At 63.0% G+C, this 18,335-nt stretch carries 15 protein-coding genes; all 15 read left to right on the top strand.

Features of this window, described 5'->3' with window-relative positions:
* The first annotated feature begins 85 nt into the window (after window positions 1-85).
* Window positions 86-1,036, top strand: coding sequence for a hypothetical protein (locus ACN0RL_RS16375; RefSeq protein ID WP_417518735.1), 951 nt, complete (start codon window positions 86-88; stop codon window positions 1,034-1,036).
* Window positions 1,037-1,091: 55 nt separating this feature from the next.
* Complete coding sequence (locus tag ACN0RL_RS16370; RefSeq protein WP_417518733.1) at window positions 1,092-2,039, top strand: hypothetical protein; 948 nt, start codon at window positions 1,092-1,094, stop codon at window positions 2,037-2,039.
* Between the two features lie 60 nt (window positions 2,040-2,099).
* Window positions 2,100-2,405, top strand: coding sequence for a hypothetical protein (locus tag ACN0RL_RS16365; protein WP_417518731.1), 306 nt, complete (start codon window positions 2,100-2,102; stop codon window positions 2,403-2,405).
* A 3-nt stretch (window positions 2,406-2,408) separates the two neighbouring features.
* Window positions 2,409-3,068, top strand: coding sequence for a DUF6682 family protein (locus ACN0RL_RS16360; RefSeq protein ID WP_417518729.1), 660 nt, complete (start codon window positions 2,409-2,411; stop codon window positions 3,066-3,068).
* Window positions 3,065-3,625, top strand: coding sequence for a hypothetical protein (locus ACN0RL_RS16355; RefSeq protein ID WP_417518727.1), 561 nt, complete (start codon window positions 3,065-3,067; stop codon window positions 3,623-3,625). Before ACN0RL_RS16360 ends, ACN0RL_RS16355 begins: the two co-directional genes overlap by 4 nt.
* A gap of 12 nt (window positions 3,626-3,637) precedes the next feature.
* Window positions 3,638-5,251, top strand: coding sequence for a hypothetical protein (locus ACN0RL_RS16350; RefSeq protein ID WP_417518725.1), 1,614 nt, complete (start codon window positions 3,638-3,640; stop codon window positions 5,249-5,251).
* Entirely contained in the window at window positions 5,248-7,536 is a 2,289-nt protein-coding gene (locus ACN0RL_RS16345) for a hypothetical protein (RefSeq protein ID WP_417518723.1), read from the top strand. Before ACN0RL_RS16350 ends, ACN0RL_RS16345 begins: the two co-directional genes overlap by 4 nt.
* Window positions 7,533-7,940, top strand: a complete 408-nt coding sequence (locus ACN0RL_RS16340; RefSeq protein ID WP_417518721.1) for a hypothetical protein — start codon at window positions 7,533-7,535, stop codon at window positions 7,938-7,940. Before ACN0RL_RS16345 ends, ACN0RL_RS16340 begins: the two co-directional genes overlap by 4 nt.
* Complete coding sequence (locus tag ACN0RL_RS16335; RefSeq protein ID WP_417518719.1) at window positions 7,918-8,307, top strand: DUF4376 domain-containing protein; 390 nt, start codon at window positions 7,918-7,920, stop codon at window positions 8,305-8,307. The genes ACN0RL_RS16340 and ACN0RL_RS16335 overlap by 23 nt, the downstream gene beginning before the upstream one ends.
* A gap of 254 nt (window positions 8,308-8,561) precedes the next feature.
* Window positions 8,562-9,014: a GNAT family N-acetyltransferase gene (locus ACN0RL_RS16330; RefSeq protein WP_417518717.1), complete on the top strand. Its 453-nt coding sequence runs from the start codon at window positions 8,562-8,564 to the stop codon at window positions 9,012-9,014.
* Window positions 9,015-9,023: 9 nt separating this feature from the next.
* Window positions 9,024-9,659, top strand: a complete 636-nt coding sequence (locus ACN0RL_RS16325) for a hypothetical protein (protein ID WP_417518715.1) — start codon at window positions 9,024-9,026, stop codon at window positions 9,657-9,659.
* A gap of 103 nt (window positions 9,660-9,762) precedes the next feature.
* Complete coding sequence (locus ACN0RL_RS16320; RefSeq protein WP_417518713.1) at window positions 9,763-10,191, top strand: hypothetical protein; 429 nt, start codon at window positions 9,763-9,765, stop codon at window positions 10,189-10,191.
* A gap of 1 nt (window position 10,192) precedes the next feature.
* On the top strand, window positions 10,193-10,429 hold the full coding sequence (locus ACN0RL_RS16315) for a hypothetical protein (RefSeq protein WP_417518711.1): 237 nt from the start codon (window positions 10,193-10,195) through the stop codon (window positions 10,427-10,429).
* Between the two features lie 12 nt (window positions 10,430-10,441).
* Window positions 10,442-11,908 carry a hypothetical protein gene (locus ACN0RL_RS16310; protein WP_417518709.1) on the top strand — a complete coding sequence of 489 codons (1,467 nt, stop codon included), beginning with the start codon at window positions 10,442-10,444 and terminating at the stop codon, window positions 11,906-11,908.
* Window positions 11,905-18,335 (top strand): LPD5 domain-containing protein (locus tag ACN0RL_RS16305; protein WP_417518707.1); only part of this gene is annotated, 6,431 nt, incomplete at its 3' end. The genes ACN0RL_RS16310 and ACN0RL_RS16305, both read left to right, overlap by 4 nt.

Genomic DNA, 18,335 nt, shown 5'->3' with positions numbered 1-18,335 from the left:
AGGCGGTTTTTTTGTGCCCGATTCCGACACCCGCGCCACGGGCCGGAGTCGATCAAACCCGCGATACCCCAGGAGGGCCGCACCCATGGCAGCACCACGCATCGTGCAAGAGCAAGCCGCGAAAGCGGAAGAACTGCATCAGCAACTGTATGGCACCCCGGACACTTCCAGCGAAGCCCAGGACGACGCCGCAGACGCCGAGCAGGCCAGCGACACCCCAGCCATCGAACCCGAAGGCACTGCGCCCGAGGCCGACGCCGCCGACACGGCCGCCGAGGACACCGGACACGCAGCCGACGAGAACGACCTGAACGAGAAGCACCGGAGACTGGAAGCCGCCTACGCCACGCTGCAAGGCAAGTACCGAGCAGAAGTGCCGAGGCTGCAAGAGCAAGTCCGGACGCTGCAAGCGCAACTGATTGAGGCCCAGCAGGCCAAGGCCCAAGCCGAGCAATCGGAGCAGGCCACCCAAGCCGAGCTGGACACCGTACAGGCACGCTTGAAAGAGGAAATTGGTGACGACGCGTTCGACGCCGTGAGCGAGTACACCAAACAGTTGGTGCGCTCGGAAATGGGCGACCTCAAAGCCAAGCCCGCCGAGAAGGCCGAAGGCCCGACCGACGTGGAGCGCTTCTGGTCAACCCTGCGACGCCGTGAGCCGACGTTCGATCAGATCAACGAAAGCCCTGCCTTCCTGCAGTGGCTGCAAACCCCTGATCCCAGCACCGGTTTTCCGTATCAGGACAGCCTCAACGCCGCCGGACAAGACCTCGATGTACTGAGTGTTTTGGATCTGGTTAAGCAGTTTAAGCACGACACCCAACCCAAACCGAAACCGGAGTCTTCGACCGCGCCTGCCCAGCAGGTCGCCGCGCCGAAAGCTGCCCCGCGCACCGTGCCCAACCAACAGCCCAGCTACACGCCGCAGGACTATGCAGACCTGCAAGAGCAGAAGCGACGGGGCATGTGGGCCGGCCGGGAGCAGGAATTCCGGGCTCTGGAACAAGAAATCCATGCTGCGCTCATTGGCGGATAACGGCCCATCCGGGGCCGTTCCAATGCCGCGGCTACTCCCGACGAGGTATTGAATCATGGGATTACCCATTGCGAACGGCCCCAACTACGCGAACCGCACCGTCAGCGCCAAAGCGGCTGACTCCCGGTTCATCCCTGAACTGTGGTCCAGCAAGCTGAACGTGAAGTTCTACGACAGCACCGTGCTGGCGGCCATTTCCAACACCGACTACGAAGGCGAGATTTCCGCCTACGGCGACAAGGTGCACATCCGAACTGTACCGACCATTCAGGTCTACAACTACAGCAAGGGTAAGGACCTGACGTATGACACGCCAGAAAGCACCAGCGTGGAACTGGTCATTGATCAGGGTAAACACTTCAACTTCACCTGCGACGACGTGGACAAGCACCAGTCCGACCTGAACCTGATGGATATGTGGTCGAACGATGCGTCCGAGCAGATGAAAATTGCCATCGACACCGACGTGCTCGGCAGCATCTACGGCGACGTAGCGGCGGAGAACACCGGTGCCACCGCGGGCAAGATCAGCGGCAACATCAACCTGGGTGCCGCCGGCGCGCCGTTGTCGGTCACCAAGGACAACATTCTGGATTACATCATCGACTGCGGCACCGTCCTTGATGAGCAGAACGTGCCCGAGGAAGGCCGCTTCCTCGTACTGCCGGCATGGGCGTGCGGCCTGATCAAGAAGTCCGAGCTGAAAGATGCGTCCATCACCGGTGACGGCACGTCCATCGCCCGGAACGGTCGCCTCGGCATGATCGACCGCTTCACGGTCTACAAGAGCAACCTGCTCGCCAAGACCGACGAAACCGGCACCGATGCGTTCCACATGCTGGCTGGCCACAAGACCGGCCTGACCTTCGCCAGCCAGATGACCAAAATGGAAACCCTGCGCAACCCGAATCGCTTTGGCGATTTGATGCGTGGCCTCCAGGTCTACGGCTACGAAGTGATCAAGCCGGAAGCGCTGGTGCATTTCTACGGCAAGAAAGGCTGATCCAGCCCCCTGAGCGGGCACCTTCGGGTGCCCATTGCTTTTCCTTGAGGATTCATCGCTATGAAATTTCTTCGCAACCGCAAGACCGGTGTTGTGTTTCCGGACCACCCGAAACTGCGCGAGAACAAAAACATGGAGCCGTGCAACGCCGACGGCGAATCGGCCTTTGAAACCGTGGACGCGCCGGTGGCGCCGGCCGCCCCCGCCGAGCCGGCCGCCTCCGCCAACGGCATTGTGCTGAGCAAGGCCACCAAAGCGGAAATGATCGCGTTTGCTTTGGAGAACTTCGGCGTGCGCCTGGAAGACTCGCAGACCGCGGCCGAGCTGCGCGAGCAAGTCAAAACCCTGATTGACGACGAGGCGTAAGCCATGACCACCGCCGGAGACATTATTAACCGCGCCGCGACCACCCTGTTTGACGACACCAAGCTGCGCTGGAGCGAGACGGAGTTGCTGCAATGCCTGAGCGACGCCCAGCGCGAAGCGGTGTTACTGAACCCCTCGGCGTACACCAAGAACGCCGCGGTGCAACTGGTGCCGGGTACGGTGCAGAGCTTGCCCGAGGAAGGGCTGGCGCTGGTGTCTCTGGGCGGCAATCTGGGCGCCGACGGCAACACCCCTGGTCGCAGCGTGACCCAAGTGGGGCGTACCGATCTGGACGCCTCTCGACCCAACTGGCGCGCCATGCCAGCCACCGGCACCGCGCAACACTTTCTGTACGACGACCGCGATCCCTTGCGGTTTGAGGTCTACCCGCCGCAGCCGGACCCGGCGCATTACGTGCGTCTGGTGTACGCCGCGGAACCGCCGGCCATTACCGACCCCGGCGACCCCGTGGCCTTGGCGTCGATGTACGACACCGCGCTGTATTACCTCGTGCTGGCGCGGGCGTTCAGCAAGTCCAGCGGCACCCAAGACTTCACTAAGGCGGCCGGCTACCAGCAAATCGCGCACCGCCTGATCACCGGGCGCAAGGTGACCAAGCAGGAGCTGCACCCGACCCAACTGCAGGAGCGGACTAAACGATGATCTGGAGCGACCTGTACCCGTTGGTCCTGCCGCATGTGGCGGGCTGCCCTGAGCCGATTCTGGAGGACACCCTGCGCCGCACCGCGATTCGGTTCTGCCGTGACACGCACGCGTGGGCCGAGGAACTGGCCAGCGTGTACCCGGCTGAAGGGATCACCCGCTATCAACTGACCTTGCCCGAGGGGAGTGAGCTGTTGTCACTGGCGCATGCGGTGCAGGCGAACAACGCGCTGTGGCCCCGCGTCAACGTCTTTGGCTTGCTGCACTTCGATGCCGCCCCGAACCCCGACAACGGCCCGATTGAGATACGCGCCGTCCTGCACCCGTCCCGCGACTCGACCGGGTTGCCCGACCGTCTCGGCCTTGGCTACGACGAAGCGCTGATTCACGGCACGCTGGCGACCCTGCAGGAAATGCCGGGGCGCGACTGGACCAACCCGCAGCTGGTGGCCTACCACCGGGCGAAATACCTGGAGTCGGTCGCGGAAGCGCGCACCCGGTTGTCCCAAGGCGACACCGAGCGCCCCTTGACCGTCCGTCTCCCTTCGTTCCTCTAACGGATCGCCGCCATGTTTGACATTGCCCTGTTTCGAGGCGCTAACCCGAAAACCGAGCCGCACTTGTTGCAGTCTGGCGAGGCCCAGCGCGCCGTCAACGCGCGCCTGCAGACCGGCGGCCTGATGCCGTTTCGCGGTCCGACCACCGTGCAGGCCACCACCGTGCCCGGTGTGACCAGCATTCACCGCTTTGGCGACACCGCGTTCTGGTTTGAGTTTGCCGGCGACGTGGACGTGGCGGAAGGGCCGAGACGGTCCGACACCGAAACCACCACCTATTTTACCGGCGACGGCGCTCCGGCCATGACCTACGTGGGCCTGGCCACCGGTGGCGGCGGCCCTTACCCCAGCAACCGCTACCGCTTGGGCGTGCCCGCGCCGGCGGCCAGCGTGATCGCCACGGTTAACGGCACCGCCGACCCCAACGACACCGAGGCCGACAGCCGCGTGTACGCCGTCACCTACGTGTCGGCCCGGGGGGAAGAAGGCCCACCCAGCCCGGCCTCCAATTTGGTGGACGTGTACGACGGGCAAAGCGTGGTGTTGAGCAACCTGCCCAGCGCCCCGACCGGCAACTACAACATCACCCTGAAGCGGATTTACCGCACCTCCAGCGCCGCCGGCGACACCGAGTATTTGTACGTGGCCGAATTGCCGGTCGGTCAGGCCAGCTACACCGACACCACCGCCGCCGACCAGCTCGGAGAGGTGCTGCCATCCTACGACTGGAACCCGCCACCGGACACCATGGCCGGACTGATCGCGCTGGAAAACGGCGTGATGGCCGGCTTTGATGGCAAAGAGCTGTACTTGTGCGAGCCGTACATGCCGCACGCCTGGCCCTATTCGCTGACCATGGATCGCCCGATTGTGGGGCTGGTCGGTATCCGCGGCGGCGTGGTGGTGGCGACCCAAGGCCAGCCGGTGATCGTATCGTTCACGCACCCCGGTTCAGCCAGTCAGAGCCCGATTGAAAACCCCCGCGCCTGCGTGTCCAAACGCAGCATGGTCGATATGGGCGATTACGCCCTGTACGCGACCGCGGACGGGCTGGTGGCGGTGGACGGGGCGGGCAACGCCCCGGTGATCAGCGCCGCGGTACTGGACCGCTACCAATGGCAGCGCTTCAACCCGAGCACGATGCACGCATACCGACTCGACGGATGGTACATCGGCTTTTACCAAGGCCAGGACGGCAACGGCGGCTTTGCCATCAGTGCGCAAGGTGACGCATACGTGGCTCTCGATTTCTACGCCGACGCCGGCTACACCGATCCCAACGACGGCGGCCTGTATCTGGTGATTGATGGCAACTTGGTGAAGTGGGACGACGACGCGGCCAACCCGTTGAGCTATCTCTGGCAGTCCGGCGTTACCCTCACGTCGCAACCGGCCAACCCGGCGGCGGCCCGTGTCGATGCCGACGATTACCCCAGCCCCGGCGACGCCTCGCTGGTGTTCAAGGTGTACGCCGACGACGCCCTGATCCATACCCAGCTTGTGACCTCCAGCGCCCCGTTCCGGTTGCCTGCAGGCTACCTCGCGCGGCGCTTTTCGGTTGAGCTGTCCGGCACGCGCACGGTGCGCCGGGTGACCGTTTCCGAATCCATGGACCTCTTAACATGAGCCGTTTACCTGCCATCCCGCCGTCGCGGGAAAAGAATCTGACGGTCGAAAAGCTCAAAGAGCTGGTGGAAATCTGGAAAGGGGATCGAGGCGATCCGCTCGACCGCGTGGTGAGCTACCGCGATCTGGTCAACCTGAAGCTCGGGCGCGTGTCGCCGGGCCGCGTTCTCCAGGCAGGGGACGCAACCTCGCCGCCACCCACGTCGGTCGGCGCACTGACCAACCTGACCGCTTCAGGCGGCTTTCACGTCATCTTTCTGGATTGGGATGGCGTCGATCAGCCGAATTACAGCTACACCGAAATCTGGCGCTCGTCCGACGACAACCTGGGCAACGCCGTACTGGTGGCGACCAGCCAAGCCGGCCTGTACCCGGACGTGGTGGACGGCAACACCGGCTTTTACTATTGGGTGCGCGCCGTCTCCACCACCGGCCACCCCGGCCCGTACAACGCCACCGCTGGCACTTACGCCCAAAGCGCCATTGACCCCGATTACGTCATTGAGCAGCTGGCCGGACTGATCAGCGAGAGCGAGCTGGCGCAAGAGCTGCTAACGCCCATCCAAGCCATACCGGGCATCCAGCAATCCCTTGTCACCCTGAACGATGAGCAAGGGGCGATCTCTGGGCGCATCGACACGGTGGCGGCGATTGTGGACGACAACACGGCTGCAGTGGAAACCAAGGCATCGGCGCAGGTGGTCACCGGCCTGCAGGGTGAGGTTCAGTCCATTCAGTCGAAGTACACGATCAAGCTGGACGTGAACGGCTACGTCTCCGGCATCGGGCTGATGAACGACGGGGCGACCAGTGAGATGGTGGTGGCCTCCAACGCGGTCTACTTCATCGACCCCGGCCAGTCGATCACTGCCTTTAACCCGCAGACCGACTACTCAAGCCTCGACGCGCTGCGCAACACGCAATTTGTGTTCGGCTACGCCACCGTCGAAGGCCAGACCCGCTTTGCCATCAACGTGCCGGCCTACATCCCGGAAGCCACCATCACCACGGCGATGATTAAGGATGCGGTCATCACTGGGGCCAAGATCAAGGACGCCACCATCAACGGGGCGAAGATCAATCTGGCCGACATTTGGGACTTGAGCATTGGCAATGAAATGCGCTCGGCCAACTACGTGGCGGGGCAGTCCGGCTGGCGCGTAACCCAAGGCGGCTTTGCCGAGTTCGGCAGCGGCACCTTCCGCGGGCACGTGGAGATGCAGTCGGGCTATATCTCGGACTCGGTGCAGATCGGCGGGGTGCTGCAGTACAACGACTTCAGCCCCGGCAATTTTATCCGCAACGGGCAGGCCACGCTGTCGTACTCTGCGGCCATGACCAACGCGCAGTATATGAACGACGGCGTGCGGTCGATCTCTGGTAACTATTGGGAAATCCCCGGCGGCGTGCAGTACCTGCAGGCCGACTTGGGCGAGGTGCGCTTTGTCAACGAGAGCCGTATGTTCTTCTACGCGCTGGACGGTCGGCGCTACAAGTACGCCGTGGCCGTCTCCGACGACGGGTTGACGTGGGACTACCTCACAGGCTCCGGTCCGAGCGACGGCAGCAACGCCACCGGCTTCGTCTGGTCGCGCCCCCCGACCGGCGGTTACTTCGCCGGGTACGAGTTCCCGACCATTATGCCGATTGGCACCTTTACCCGCTACGTGCGGGTATGGATGGGCGGCAACACCGTCAACGCCGGCAACCACGGCTACGAGTGGGAGCTGTACGGCGCCGGCGGTGGCGGGGAAGACCCGTACACCGCGAGTGTCGGCACGCACGTTAAAGATTGGGTGCGTCCCGGCAGTACGCTGATCAATGGCAACAAAATCTACACCGGTGATGCCTATGTGGATACGTTGCAGATCAAAGGGCAGGCGGTGACGTTTCCCTCATGGGCGCAAACAGGATCGTCTGTTAGCAATGGCGGTTCCTGGACCACACGCCTAACCGTCAACGTCCCGCGGACCGGGGCGCCTGTGGCTGTTTTTGTGCAGGTTTACGGCCATATAAACAACTCCTACTCATCGGGTGGGGCTGTTCAGGTTCGCGTTCTCAGAGGATCAACAGTAATCGGGTCATTTACTGCAGCTGACGCGAGATTTCTAGCGACGACCGAGGCTGGAAACCTCTACGGAGGGGGCGACTCTACCGCCAACTTCTTTTTGGATACCAGCAACTCATCCGGCAACACCGCCTACAGCGTCCAGATTAGCCACTCCGGCCCTTCAAGTTCCACCACTGGTTTGCGCCGCATTATGGTGATCGAGATGAAGCGATGATTATTGGGTATGCAGTTTACGACAGTAGTGGGGCCATTGTGGAAGTGGGGGCTCAAGACGACCGTTTTCTAGTGGAGCGGGTAGTGGCAGGGGAGCGCATTTTCAGCGGTCACTCAACATTTAACCAAGACACGCAGTACGTCAAGAACAGCGCGATCACGGAGCGCCAACCGTTCCCCTTCGCTATCAGTGCCACCCAAATCGCCGCCAACGGCGTGGACGAGTGCGTGATTACCGGCGTTCCCGCCGGCACCACCGTGGCGTGGCCTGATGGTCAGATCGACACCGTGACTGACGGTGAGGTACGCTTTTCGGTCGATTTGCCGGGCACCTACACCTTGACGTTTGAGGCCGTGCCTTATTTGACGCAGGAGGTGACCATTGAAGCGGTCTCTGCAGCTTAACCCGGATAACCGCCCGGCGAATTGGGCGCAGATCAAACACTGGCGCGACACGCTCGAAATCGCCCCGATCCACACCGGCTTCGGCGTGTTCGATTGCGACGAGCGCAGCGACGCCCGCATGGCCGGCTCCCTCGAACAGTTCGATAACCTGCCGACCCTGCAAGACGGCAAGCTGACCTGGAGGCGGGCGGACAACACCTACATCGCACTGACCAAGGCCGAGTTGGCGCAGGTCTACGCGGACGTGAAAGCCAACCGGGCGGCCCGGGGGGCGGTGCTGCACGTGAAAGCCGAACAGTTTCGGCAGATGGACCCCGCGCCAACCCCGGCGCAGTTGAGTGACCTTGCTTTCTGGCTGGAGGATTGACCCATGCGTGATTGGCTCTTGGGGATTGCCGCGTGGCTGTCCCAGGGATTGAACAAAATTCTGCTGAACGGCAGTCCCGATATGACCGTCTCCGCGCGGTGCCACTTAAACCGACACCGACCGAATTGGAACCGAGCCCGCCGCGTCATTAACGCGGCTTTTTTTTGGCAGGACGACCACTGCAAAGCCAGTTTTCAGTCGGACGTGAATTACGCCGTCCACGTCCTGACCGCTCACAACCACGGAGACTTGCTGTGATTCGAGCCCTGACGCAAGACGACATTCCCACACTGCTGGCGCTGTTTGAGCAGGTCGGCCACGAAGCCGGCTGGATTCCGCGGCTGGAATTCAACGCCGAGCACATCGCCAACCACCTCGCCACCTTCATTCACCGCGACAACGTGCTGGCCGTCGGCGCTCAGGCGGGGCCGGGCGAGCCGTTGTGCGGCCTGCTGATCGCGGAGGTCGGTTCGCCGTGGTACTCGCCCACGCGCATTGCCAGCGAGCGGGTGTTCTACGTCCACCCCGTCTACCGCCGGCACGGGTTCGCCAGCGCCCTGATTACCTGTTACCGCGAGTGGGCGGACGCGCAGGGGGTGGCGGAGAAAACCATTGGCAACGGGCTCGGCCTTCAGCCGGACGGCGTGCGCGCTTTGTGCGAAAGCCAAGGCTTTACGCCCATCGGCTACATCTTCAAGCAATTGTAGGAGGCACCTATGTGCGGCGGCGGCGACAAACCCAAACAAACCCCGGAAGAAAAAGAGCTGGGGCGCATCGCCATTGAGCGGTGGAACGATTACCAAAGCCGGTTCCGGCCGGTGGAAGACGAGTACATACGCTCGGTGCAAAAGACCGGGGCCGACTTTGATCAGGCACGCGGGCAGACCGCGGCGGGCGTACAGATGGCCTTTTCCGGTGCCGAGAACGACCTGCGCGACAACCTGTTCGCCAACGGCCTGGGGCCGGACGACGGCAATTTCCTGAAGGCCATCGACGGGCTGGGCACCGACCGAGCGCTGTCCATGGGCACCGGCCTGAACGAAACCGACGTGGCGGTGGATAACCAGCACTTGCGCGGCCTGCAATCGGTGGTGCAGATGGGCCAGGGGCAGGCGGGCGAGGCTTTGACCGGCTTGGGCAACGTGGCGGCCGACGCCACCCGAGACGCCATTGACCGCGCCAACCGATCCTTCCAGAACCGCCAAGCGGGCCTGCACTTGGTCGGCAGTGTGGCCGGTGCCGGCACCGCGGCGTACATGAACGGCGGCTTGAGCACCGGTGGCACCAACACCCAACCGGGCACGTTCGCGCGCACCAATTACAACCACACCGTCGGCAAAGGGGGATTCTGATATGTGCTTAGACAGCCTGATTAACCTGGGCGACGTTGCGCCCACCAGCGGCCCCGTTCCCGGCCCCTCCCCAGCGCCCGGCCCGGCCTTCGGGGCGGATCAGGTGTACGACCCGCAATCCAGCGGCCTGATGCTGGGCACCGCCACCGGCGGGCGTTTCTCGGGCAGCGACAACATGGCCAAGGTGCACCGCGCGCAGTGGGACGACTACAAGGCGCGTTTCGCGCCGGTTGAGAACCTGCTGTTCAGCCGCTTCAACGACAGCACCAACACCGACAAGGCGGTGGCGTCGGCGGCCAACACCATGAATCAGGCGTTCGACAACAGTCTTGCGCAGACCAACCGCGGCCTGAGCCGGTACGGCATTGCCCCGACCGGCGCGCAGGCCGTGCAGCGCGAGCGCACCCACGGGCTAAAACAGGCGGCCAGTGTGGCGGGCGCGAAGAACGCCATGCGCACCGCCAAGAGCGACCAGAAGATGGGCCTGATGAACGGCGGCCTGTCCGCCGTCGCACAAAGTCGGAGTAACTGATATGGCCGGATTGATCAACGTAGGGCGCCAGTACCAGCAACAAGCCACCCAAGGGCTGCAACGGGCCGAGTCGATGGCCAACGCCCGCGAGCAGACGGGGGAGAACCTGAAGGCCGCGGAGAAACAGCAGAAGATGAGCGCCATGGGCACCGGCGCAGCCATTGGCATGATGGTCGGCGGTCCGATAGGCATGGGCGTGGGTGCCGGCATTGGCCTGTTGGCCTCCAGCATATTTTAAGAGGATCGCTTGATGAACGGACGAAACGCAATGGGCCTGTCTCACGGTTTCCTGCAAGGCTTCCAGGTCATGAACCAGTACCAGCAGGGCAAGCAGCGCATGGCGCTGGCGGAGCAGGCCAGCGAGCGCGCCGACCAGCGCCACCAATGGGACTTGGATGATCGCGACCGGCTGGACGATCAGCGGCTGGTGCAAGCGATGCACCAAGGGGTTGAGTCGGGGCAGATTGATCCGAAGATCGCGATGGAGTTTGGCAACCGGTTCGACGTGGACTGGAGCAATTACGTGGACCCCGAATTTGGCAGCGCGCTGGGCGTACTGGAAAGCACCGTGCAGGGACAGACCAGCATGAAGTCGCCGGAGTTTAACCAAGCCTTTGAGCGGGTGTTCCGCACCGAAATCAACAAGGGCACCGGCGAAGAATACGACGGCCCGGACGGCGCGCACCGCTTGGAGCAAAAGCGGCTGGCGGGCGTGTACCCCGGTCCGGACGGCAAAACCCTGATGGTAGACCTGGAAGTACTGGATCAAGGCCCGAACGGCCCACAGTGGCGCAGAGCGCCGGTCACCAAGAACCGCAGCGCGAAGGACGACGAGGTGCACGCCATCCCGCTGGAGGCGGCGCTGGATAAGCTCAAAGGCCACCAGATCATGTACCAGTCGGTGCAGGCCAGCCCGCAACTGAAAGCGGTGATCCAGCAGTACGCCGCCCGCACCGGCGCGCAACTGCCGAAGGCGCAGACCAGCGAGGCGTACCGCAAGGCGCACGAGTTGCAAGCGCTGGGGCTGGACCCGGACGCCGCGCGCAACACCGCATACGGCATTAAGCCGAACGGTGGCGTGAAGGGCGTCAACATCAACGGCTTTCTGGTGGACCCGCGAACCGGCGCAACGATTGGCGACTTCCGCACGCCGGATCAAAAAACCGGCCGAGCGAGCGGTAAAGCGCCCGCCGACGTACAGACCGCGGAGTGGCTGGTGGAGGCTGGCATTGCGCCGGACAACACCGCCGCGTGGAACATGCTGTCCATGGCGCGCAGCGACCCATCCCGTTTTGTCAGCAGCTACGTGACGCAGGCCATGAAGGCGCAAGAAATGCTGATGCCGGACGAGCAGAAGTCTCAAGATGAGTTGGTGAACGAAGCCATGGGCGCGTACCAGACCATCATGGCCAGAGCTCGGGAAGGGCGCTCGGACGGCACCCCCGCTCCGGCCGGGCTCGAATTGCTCGATAGCCACGTTCAGGTGTTGCCGCAAGACGGCAGCGCCGTACCCCAGCCGGACGGCAGCTACAGCGGCCAGGTGAACCGAAGCGCTGGCCTTTCGATCCCGGCTCAGGCAAGCTCGGAACCTAGCGCAGCGCCCGCGAGCACTGCCCCGAACGAGGTAACGCCGGAGCAGATCAAGGCCGCTTACAAGGCCGGCCAGATCACCAAAGAGCAGGCCATAGCCAAACTCAAAGCCATGGGATTTGAATGATGCGCGCAGATGCCTTTTTGGACGACACCCCACAGAGTGAACCGACACCCGCCAAGCCATCGGCGGCGGCGTTTCTGGATGCCGAGTCGTTTCTGGACGCGGACGACACACCCGCCGTCGGTTTGCAGACGGTCGGGGCGAAACCGGAGCAGGACCGCTCCGTGCTCAAGGATTTATGGGGCAATTTCGGCGTGGGTGCCGGCAACCTGGTGTCTGGCGCGGGCTGGCTGTTTGGCAGCGATACTCTGTCCGAGGTGGGGCGCGATACCGCAGAGTATTGGGAGCGCACCCTGTCTGACGTGCAGCGGCAGGCGAGCCAGAAACGGTTTATCAACGACGACTTCACGCCAGGTGCGGCACTGACCGACCCGAACAGCTGGGCAGGGCTGATCATGCAGTCGCTCCCCGCCATGGTGCCGGGCATGGGCGTGGCGGGCGTCGCCACCAAGGGCGCGGCCGCCGCAGGATTGAGTCGTGGTGCTGCGTCGGCAGTCGGCGCTGGGGCTGCGTCCGGCACAGAAGGCGCCGTGATTGCCGGCATGGTCGGGGATGAAACCCATCGCGCCGTCATTGAAGCGCCCGAAGAACAACTGGCGCAATCGCCGTACTATCAGGACTTGCTCAAGGCGGGCAAGCCGGCCGACGAAGCGCGGCAACTGGTGGCGGAAAAGGCGGCACAATCGGCGGCACTCCCGGCCGGTGTAGGCGGCGCCATCCTCGGTGTCGCCTTCAACAAATTCGTGGGGGATGCCGTTACCGGCAATTTGTCTAGCCGAGTCTTGCACGAAGGCAAGCGCGGCATGGTGCTGGAAGCGGGCACTGAAGCGGCCCAAGGCGGGCTGGAAGCTACGTCAAAGCAGGAGGCGCTGAACGAATACGCCGCCCAGCCGAGAGATTGGGCTGGCGTGGCGAACGAGGTGGTGGCCGGCACGGGTGCCGGTGGCGCAACAGGTCTTGTGGTAGGTGCTGCGGGTGGACTGGTCGGGCAGGACGCTCCGGAAACAGCCCCGCCCGAAGCCGCTCCACCGATCCTGCAGGACGAAGTGCAAGACGTACCGAATCCCGTGCAGGATGCGTCCCGCAACTGGACCGACGAGGTACTGGCCGAAGCCAATCAAGCCGCCCCACAACCGACCGACGACTACGCTCCGGTCAACGATTACGAAGGCCGCCCCGAGTGGGCGACCGACCAGACCAACATATTCCGCGACGGCGTGAAGCCCGAGGTCACGGTAAACGGGCAACCGGCCGACGCGCTCGGACTGAGCGTGCCCGAACAAATCGCCGCGCAGCCGCCCGCCGAAACAACGCCGGCCCAACCGCAAACCGCCGAGGACTTCCTGAGTGAATCCGGCACTGGCGTGTTCCGCGTGCCCGTGGACAAGATCAAAGTCGATCCCGAGCAGTACCAATTCCGCAGCCGTGTCAACGAGCAGGGCGTGGACAAACGCCTGGAAGGCGTCACCAAATGGGACGACGACCGCGCCGGCTTTGTCATGCTGCACAAGCGCACCGACGGTTCGCTGTACGTGGCGGACGGCCACCACCGTGTCGATCTGGCCAAGAAGCTGGGCCAAGGCGAAATCAACGCCCGCGTCATTGACGAGGCCGATGGCGAATCCGTGGCCGACGTGCGCGTGAAAGCCGCCATGGCCAACATTGCCGACGGCAAGGCCGAGCCGCTGGACGTGGCCAAGGTGTTCCGCGATTCCGAGGTGCCGCTGGATCAGGTGCGTTCGCGGTACGACCTGCCGAACAACCAAGTGTCCCGCGACGGCGAAGCGATTGCCAGATTGTCGGACAATGTATTCGGCATGGTCGCCGCCGGTCAGTTGAGCGAGAAAGACGGGGCCGCCATTGGCAACGCGTTTGACGGCGCCCGACAGCAAGAGGCCGCCGTTAAAGCGTTCCAGAACCTGAAGCCAACCAAAGAGTACGAGCGCGAGCTGGTGCTGAACGAGGTGCGCGCCGCCGAGTTTGTCGAGAACCAGGGCGAGCAGGGCGGCCTGTTTGGTGACGACCCGCAGGAAATCAGCCTCATGCAAGAGCGCATGAAGGTGCTGGACAGTTTGCGTCAGCAACTGAACGCCGATAAGCGACTGTTTAAGTCCTTGAATTCTAACGTCGATCGCGCGTCAGAAGCCGGCAACAAGATCGCCAAGCAGGCCAACGCCGAGATCACCGAGCGCAGCGCCCGCAGTCTGGACCTGATCGGTCGCGTCACCACCACCCCCGACCTGAACGCCATGGTGAACCGAGCGGCCAAACGGGTGTACGATGGGGAAAACCGCAGTGCCGTTGCCAAGGCACTGAAACAGGAGCTACTGAATTATGAACGAGGATCAACTGAACCGGGCCGCGGACGACCGGCAGAAACACCAAGCCGCGGAACGCCTGTTGCGACAGGGCAAGAGTCTGGACGAGATCAACCAGTATCTGCGCCAGACCCCGTTGACGCAGATCAAAGCGGACAACCAGAAGGCGACGTAGCGCCGACCCTCGACCTCGAAACTCAGACCGAGGCCGAGCTGGCCCAGCAAGCCGCCGACCGCCGCGCCGCCGAACAGGCCGAGGCCGAGCAGCGCAAGCAGGCCGAGCAGAAAGAGCAGGCCGACGCTCAGGTGGACGACTTTGTGCTGGCCGGCAGCAACAGCCCGATTGACCAGGCGGAAGCGCGCGGCCAGGGCAATATGTTTGATGTGATGGGCCAACCGGAAGCTGCAGCTGCGCCCGCCGCTCAAGTCGAACAGGCCGCCGCCGAGGTGGACACTCGCCCCACCGAGGCGCAGAAAGAAGCCGGCAATTACAAGAAGGGGCACGTCACCGTTCAGGGGCTCAACATTACCCTGGAGAATCCGCGCGGCGCCACCCGCTCGGGCACCGACCCTGACGGCAAGCCGTGGTCCGTGGAAATGGCGCACCATTACGGCTATATCAAGCGCACCGAAGGCGCGGACGGCGACCATGTGGACGTGTTCGTGGGACCGGACGTGGACAGCGACAAGGTGTTCATCATCGACCAAGTGAACGCCGACGGCACCTTTGACGAACACAAGGTCATGCTTGGGTTCAAGACTCAGGCCGCCGCTCGCAAGGGGTATCGAGACAACTACACGGACGGCTGGAAGGTGGGGCCGACCACGGCGCTCACCATGGACGAGTTCAAGGCGTGGCTGAAAGACGGCGACACCACAAAGCCGCTTCACGATGGCTTGCAGTCTACTCCGGTTGAGCCGACGACCAAGCCGGAAGCTGGAAAGGCCGCCGAGTCAGGCCAGCCCCAAGCCCCCATTGACGACTTTGGCGAGAAGATCGAAGGCGCGCGCAAGGACTACGCCAGCAAGCTGGCCGCCGCAAAGGACAAAGACGTGGCCAGCGTGCCGTTGTCCGAGTCGTGGCCGGAGCCGGATTATCAGAAGCTCTTGGATGCTGGCATCGACCCCGACGCGGTAAGTTTTGCGCACGCCGCCCGCGACGAGGTGCCACCCAAGCCTCGCGCCAAGTGGAAGCTCAAAGGCTGGGTGCGGCAAGTAGAAGCCTTGCGCAACTTTACCGAGTCGGTGCTGGACGGCGACGTGTCCGTGGCCGATCTGCGCGACTTCGCCAAAAAAGACCGGTATCACGCGGTGGAGGTTCAGGTGTTTAACCGCGCCGACTTGTACGCCGCCGTGGGACACGACAAGAGCCTGAAAGGGCTGCGATTCTACCCCGCCCACTTCACCATTTACGAAGGTGAGCACGGCAATTTCAACAAGTGGCTGGTTGAGCGCGTTGCCAAGACCGGCTCCTTCGGCAACATGCCGCGCAAACTGGTGGCCGAAGACACCAAAGAGCAGGCCATTGAAGCCTTCCGCAAGGTTCACGCTGAACTGGACGGGAAAGACAAGACAGCGAAGCATACGCGGTTTGATATTTATTCCAGCCGCTACGACCGCAACGACGTGTTCATTGGCAAGAAAATTGGCCGAGACGTGGTGCGGATTAAAGAGGGGTTTACCACGCCGACCGAAGCCCGGGCGTATTTGGCCGAGAATCAGGCCGAGCTTGAGCGCACGCTGGACAAAATGAAGCACATTCCGAACCACCGGAAGGCGGGCAACTCGCCCCGAGTGGGTAAGGATCACCGTAACGGCGGCGACGTAACGCCCGAGGCGTTTGCGGAAGCCTTTGGTTTTCGCGGTGTGCAGTTTGGCAACTACGTGGAGCAAGGCCGCCGCCAACAAGACCTGAACGAAGCCTACGATGGCCTGATGGACCTGGCGGGCATTCTCAATTTACCGCCCAAGGCGTTGTCGCTGAACGGTGAATTGGGGCTGGCCTTTGGCGCGAGAGGTAAGGGCGGCAAGAATGCCGCAATGGCGCATTACGAGCCCGGCAACATCGTCATTAACCTGACCAAGAAGCAGGGCGCAGGCAGCTTGGCGCACGAGTGGTGGCACTCGCTGGACAACTATTTTGGCCGTGAGCGCGGCGGCAAGCCCGTCGATAAATACGCCACCGCTGGCCGGCCGGACGCGGGTGTGCGCCCGGAAGTAGCGGAAGCCCTGGCCGCCATTCGAAAAACCGTAAACCGCATCGGTATGCGTGAGCGCGCCAAACGGCTGGATAGAATGCGAACGAAAGCGTATTGGTCCACCGACGTGGAAATGACCGCCCGCGCTTTTGAAAGCTACGTGATCGAGAAGCTGAAGGACCAGGGCGCAGCCAACGAGTACCTGTCCAACATCGTGTCCGAAGAATACTGGAAAGCGTCGGAAGCCCTGGGCATGGAGGACAGCGACAGTTACCCGTACCCGGAAGCCGCCGAACTGCCAGAGGTTCGGGCCGCTTACGACCATCTGTTTCAGGTGATCGAAACGAAAGAGGGTGCCGATGGCAGCGTGGCCATGTTCTCGCGCACCGATCCCCGTTTCATGTTCGCCGGGCCGCAGGCCGAAACGTCCGACCTGACGAAGTTGGAACGGGCGAGAGCGATGGCCAAGGACGGGCGGCCAATGCCGGCAATCCGCCGGGAAACCGGCTGGTCCCGAGGCGTTGATGGTATGTGGCGCTACGAAATCAGCGACGACCAAGCCAAACTTCTGCAGCCGGTGAGCGGCGAGCATAAGACAACAACGCTGGACGCCTTGCTGGACCACCCCAAGCTGTTTGCCGCATACCCGAGATTGGCGAACATTCCGGTGTATCTGGACGCCATCGCTGAAGATGGCTCATACGGAACCTTCGTTTACGGTCGAGGCATTACCCTCAACACCACGCGCACCGACGAACAGATATTGTCCACGCTGCTGCACGAAATCCAGCACGCCATTCAGGATTCTGAAGGCTTTGCGACGGGCGGCAATTCGGATCGAGACTTTGTAGAAGCCATTAAAGATGCGCTGTCCGGCCAGTCAGATATGTGGAGCCGGCGACTGGAACGCTGGTTTGACGACAATCAAGACTTGATTCAATACGTGGATGAGCAGGCCGACCTGGCCACCTACGCGCTCATGTACCAATCGTCCAAGCGCCTAATGGACTACGCCAACAGTGACCGGCCGAGCGGAATGCTGCGCCACATTAAAAACGAAATGGGCTGGGTGTATAGCGACAAAGTGCGCCAAGACCCCGACCTAGCGCGGCGCTTCGATGAATTGGAGCGCAACTGGTACAGCTTGCCAAAACGCCACAAGATGCGGGAGCGCAACCTGTTTTTGCGGGATCAGGCCGGCGATGCCGCCATCTTGATTCGAGAGGCCATCCCCCGCGAAGTGATCCGCGAGTTTGATGCCGATACCCGCAAGCTGCCCAGCATGATAAAAGCGCTGGAACGGAGTGCGTCAAAGGCGCGCCGGCAGTTGGAGCCGATGCGCGAACTGCAAAGCAAGGCGAAGGCGGCGGAAGCGGTGGCCGAGCAGCACCGATTCAGTGGCCCGTATGCCGTGTACCGTGCGCTGGCCGGAGAGATTGAGGCGCGCAACACGCAGGCCCGTCAGTCAATGACCGATGCCGAGCGCCAGCAAACCCCGCCGTCCAGCACTGCCGACACCGCAGACGAGCAGGCCATCGTGGTGATGAAGGGGCGCGGCGGCCTGACGATTGAAGTGCCGTACCGCATGGAAAGCGCCGGCTTTCGCCGCCCCCCCACTCAAGCCAGCCCGAACCTGACTGCCGCCCAGGCCGAGAGCATCACCGACACCCTAATGGCCGACTGGAAAGGCAAGCCCAAGGTGGTCATTGCCGACCGAATCAGCGAGTTCCCGAAGCGGTTGCGTGACGCGATCCGCAAGGCGCAGGCCGAGGGCGATATGCGCGGCGTGTACTTCGAGGGCAAGGTGTATATCCTGGCCTCCCGCATACCCTCCCGCGCCGCACTGGAAGAAGTCGTGCTGCACGAAGTCGTGGGCCACTACGGTCTGCGCACGATGCTGGGCGCTGAACTGAA

Origin of the sequence: Marinobacter sp. (assembly GCF_048259445.1) — a bacterium.
In the GTDB taxonomy this organism is placed as follows: Bacteria; Pseudomonadota; Gammaproteobacteria; order Pseudomonadales; family Oleiphilaceae; genus Marinobacter.
The sequence above is the reverse complement of the archived record's forward strand: the minus strand, read 5'-3'. Positions and strand labels throughout refer to the sequence as shown.

Excerpts from the sequence above, each read along its gene's own strand:
- ACN0RL_RS16345 (WP_417518723.1), top strand. The coding sequence starts at position 5,248 with ATGAGCCGTTTACCTGCCATCCCGCCGTCGCGGGAAAAGAATCTGACG.
- ACN0RL_RS16370 (WP_417518733.1), top strand. The coding sequence starts at position 1,092 with ATGGGATTACCCATTGCGAACGGCCCCAACTACGCGAACCGCACCGTC.
- ACN0RL_RS16375 (WP_417518735.1), top strand. The coding sequence starts at position 86 with ATGGCAGCACCACGCATCGTGCAAGAGCAAGCCGCGAAAGCGGAAGAA.
- ACN0RL_RS16340 (WP_417518721.1), top strand. The coding sequence starts at position 7,533 with ATGATTATTGGGTATGCAGTTTACGACAGTAGTGGGGCCATTGTGGAA.
- ACN0RL_RS16365 (WP_417518731.1), top strand. The coding sequence starts at position 2,100 with ATGAAATTTCTTCGCAACCGCAAGACCGGTGTTGTGTTTCCGGACCAC.
- ACN0RL_RS16350 (WP_417518725.1), top strand. The coding sequence starts at position 3,638 with ATGTTTGACATTGCCCTGTTTCGAGGCGCTAACCCGAAAACCGAGCCG.
- ACN0RL_RS16325 (WP_417518715.1), top strand. The coding sequence starts at position 9,024 with ATGTGCGGCGGCGGCGACAAACCCAAACAAACCCCGGAAGAAAAAGAG.
- ACN0RL_RS16355 (WP_417518727.1), top strand. The coding sequence starts at position 3,065 with ATGATCTGGAGCGACCTGTACCCGTTGGTCCTGCCGCATGTGGCGGGC.
- ACN0RL_RS16310 (WP_417518709.1), top strand. The coding sequence starts at position 10,442 with ATGAACGGACGAAACGCAATGGGCCTGTCTCACGGTTTCCTGCAAGGC.
- ACN0RL_RS16315 (WP_417518711.1), top strand. The coding sequence starts at position 10,193 with ATGGCCGGATTGATCAACGTAGGGCGCCAGTACCAGCAACAAGCCACC.
- ACN0RL_RS16360 (WP_417518729.1), top strand. The coding sequence starts at position 2,409 with ATGACCACCGCCGGAGACATTATTAACCGCGCCGCGACCACCCTGTTT.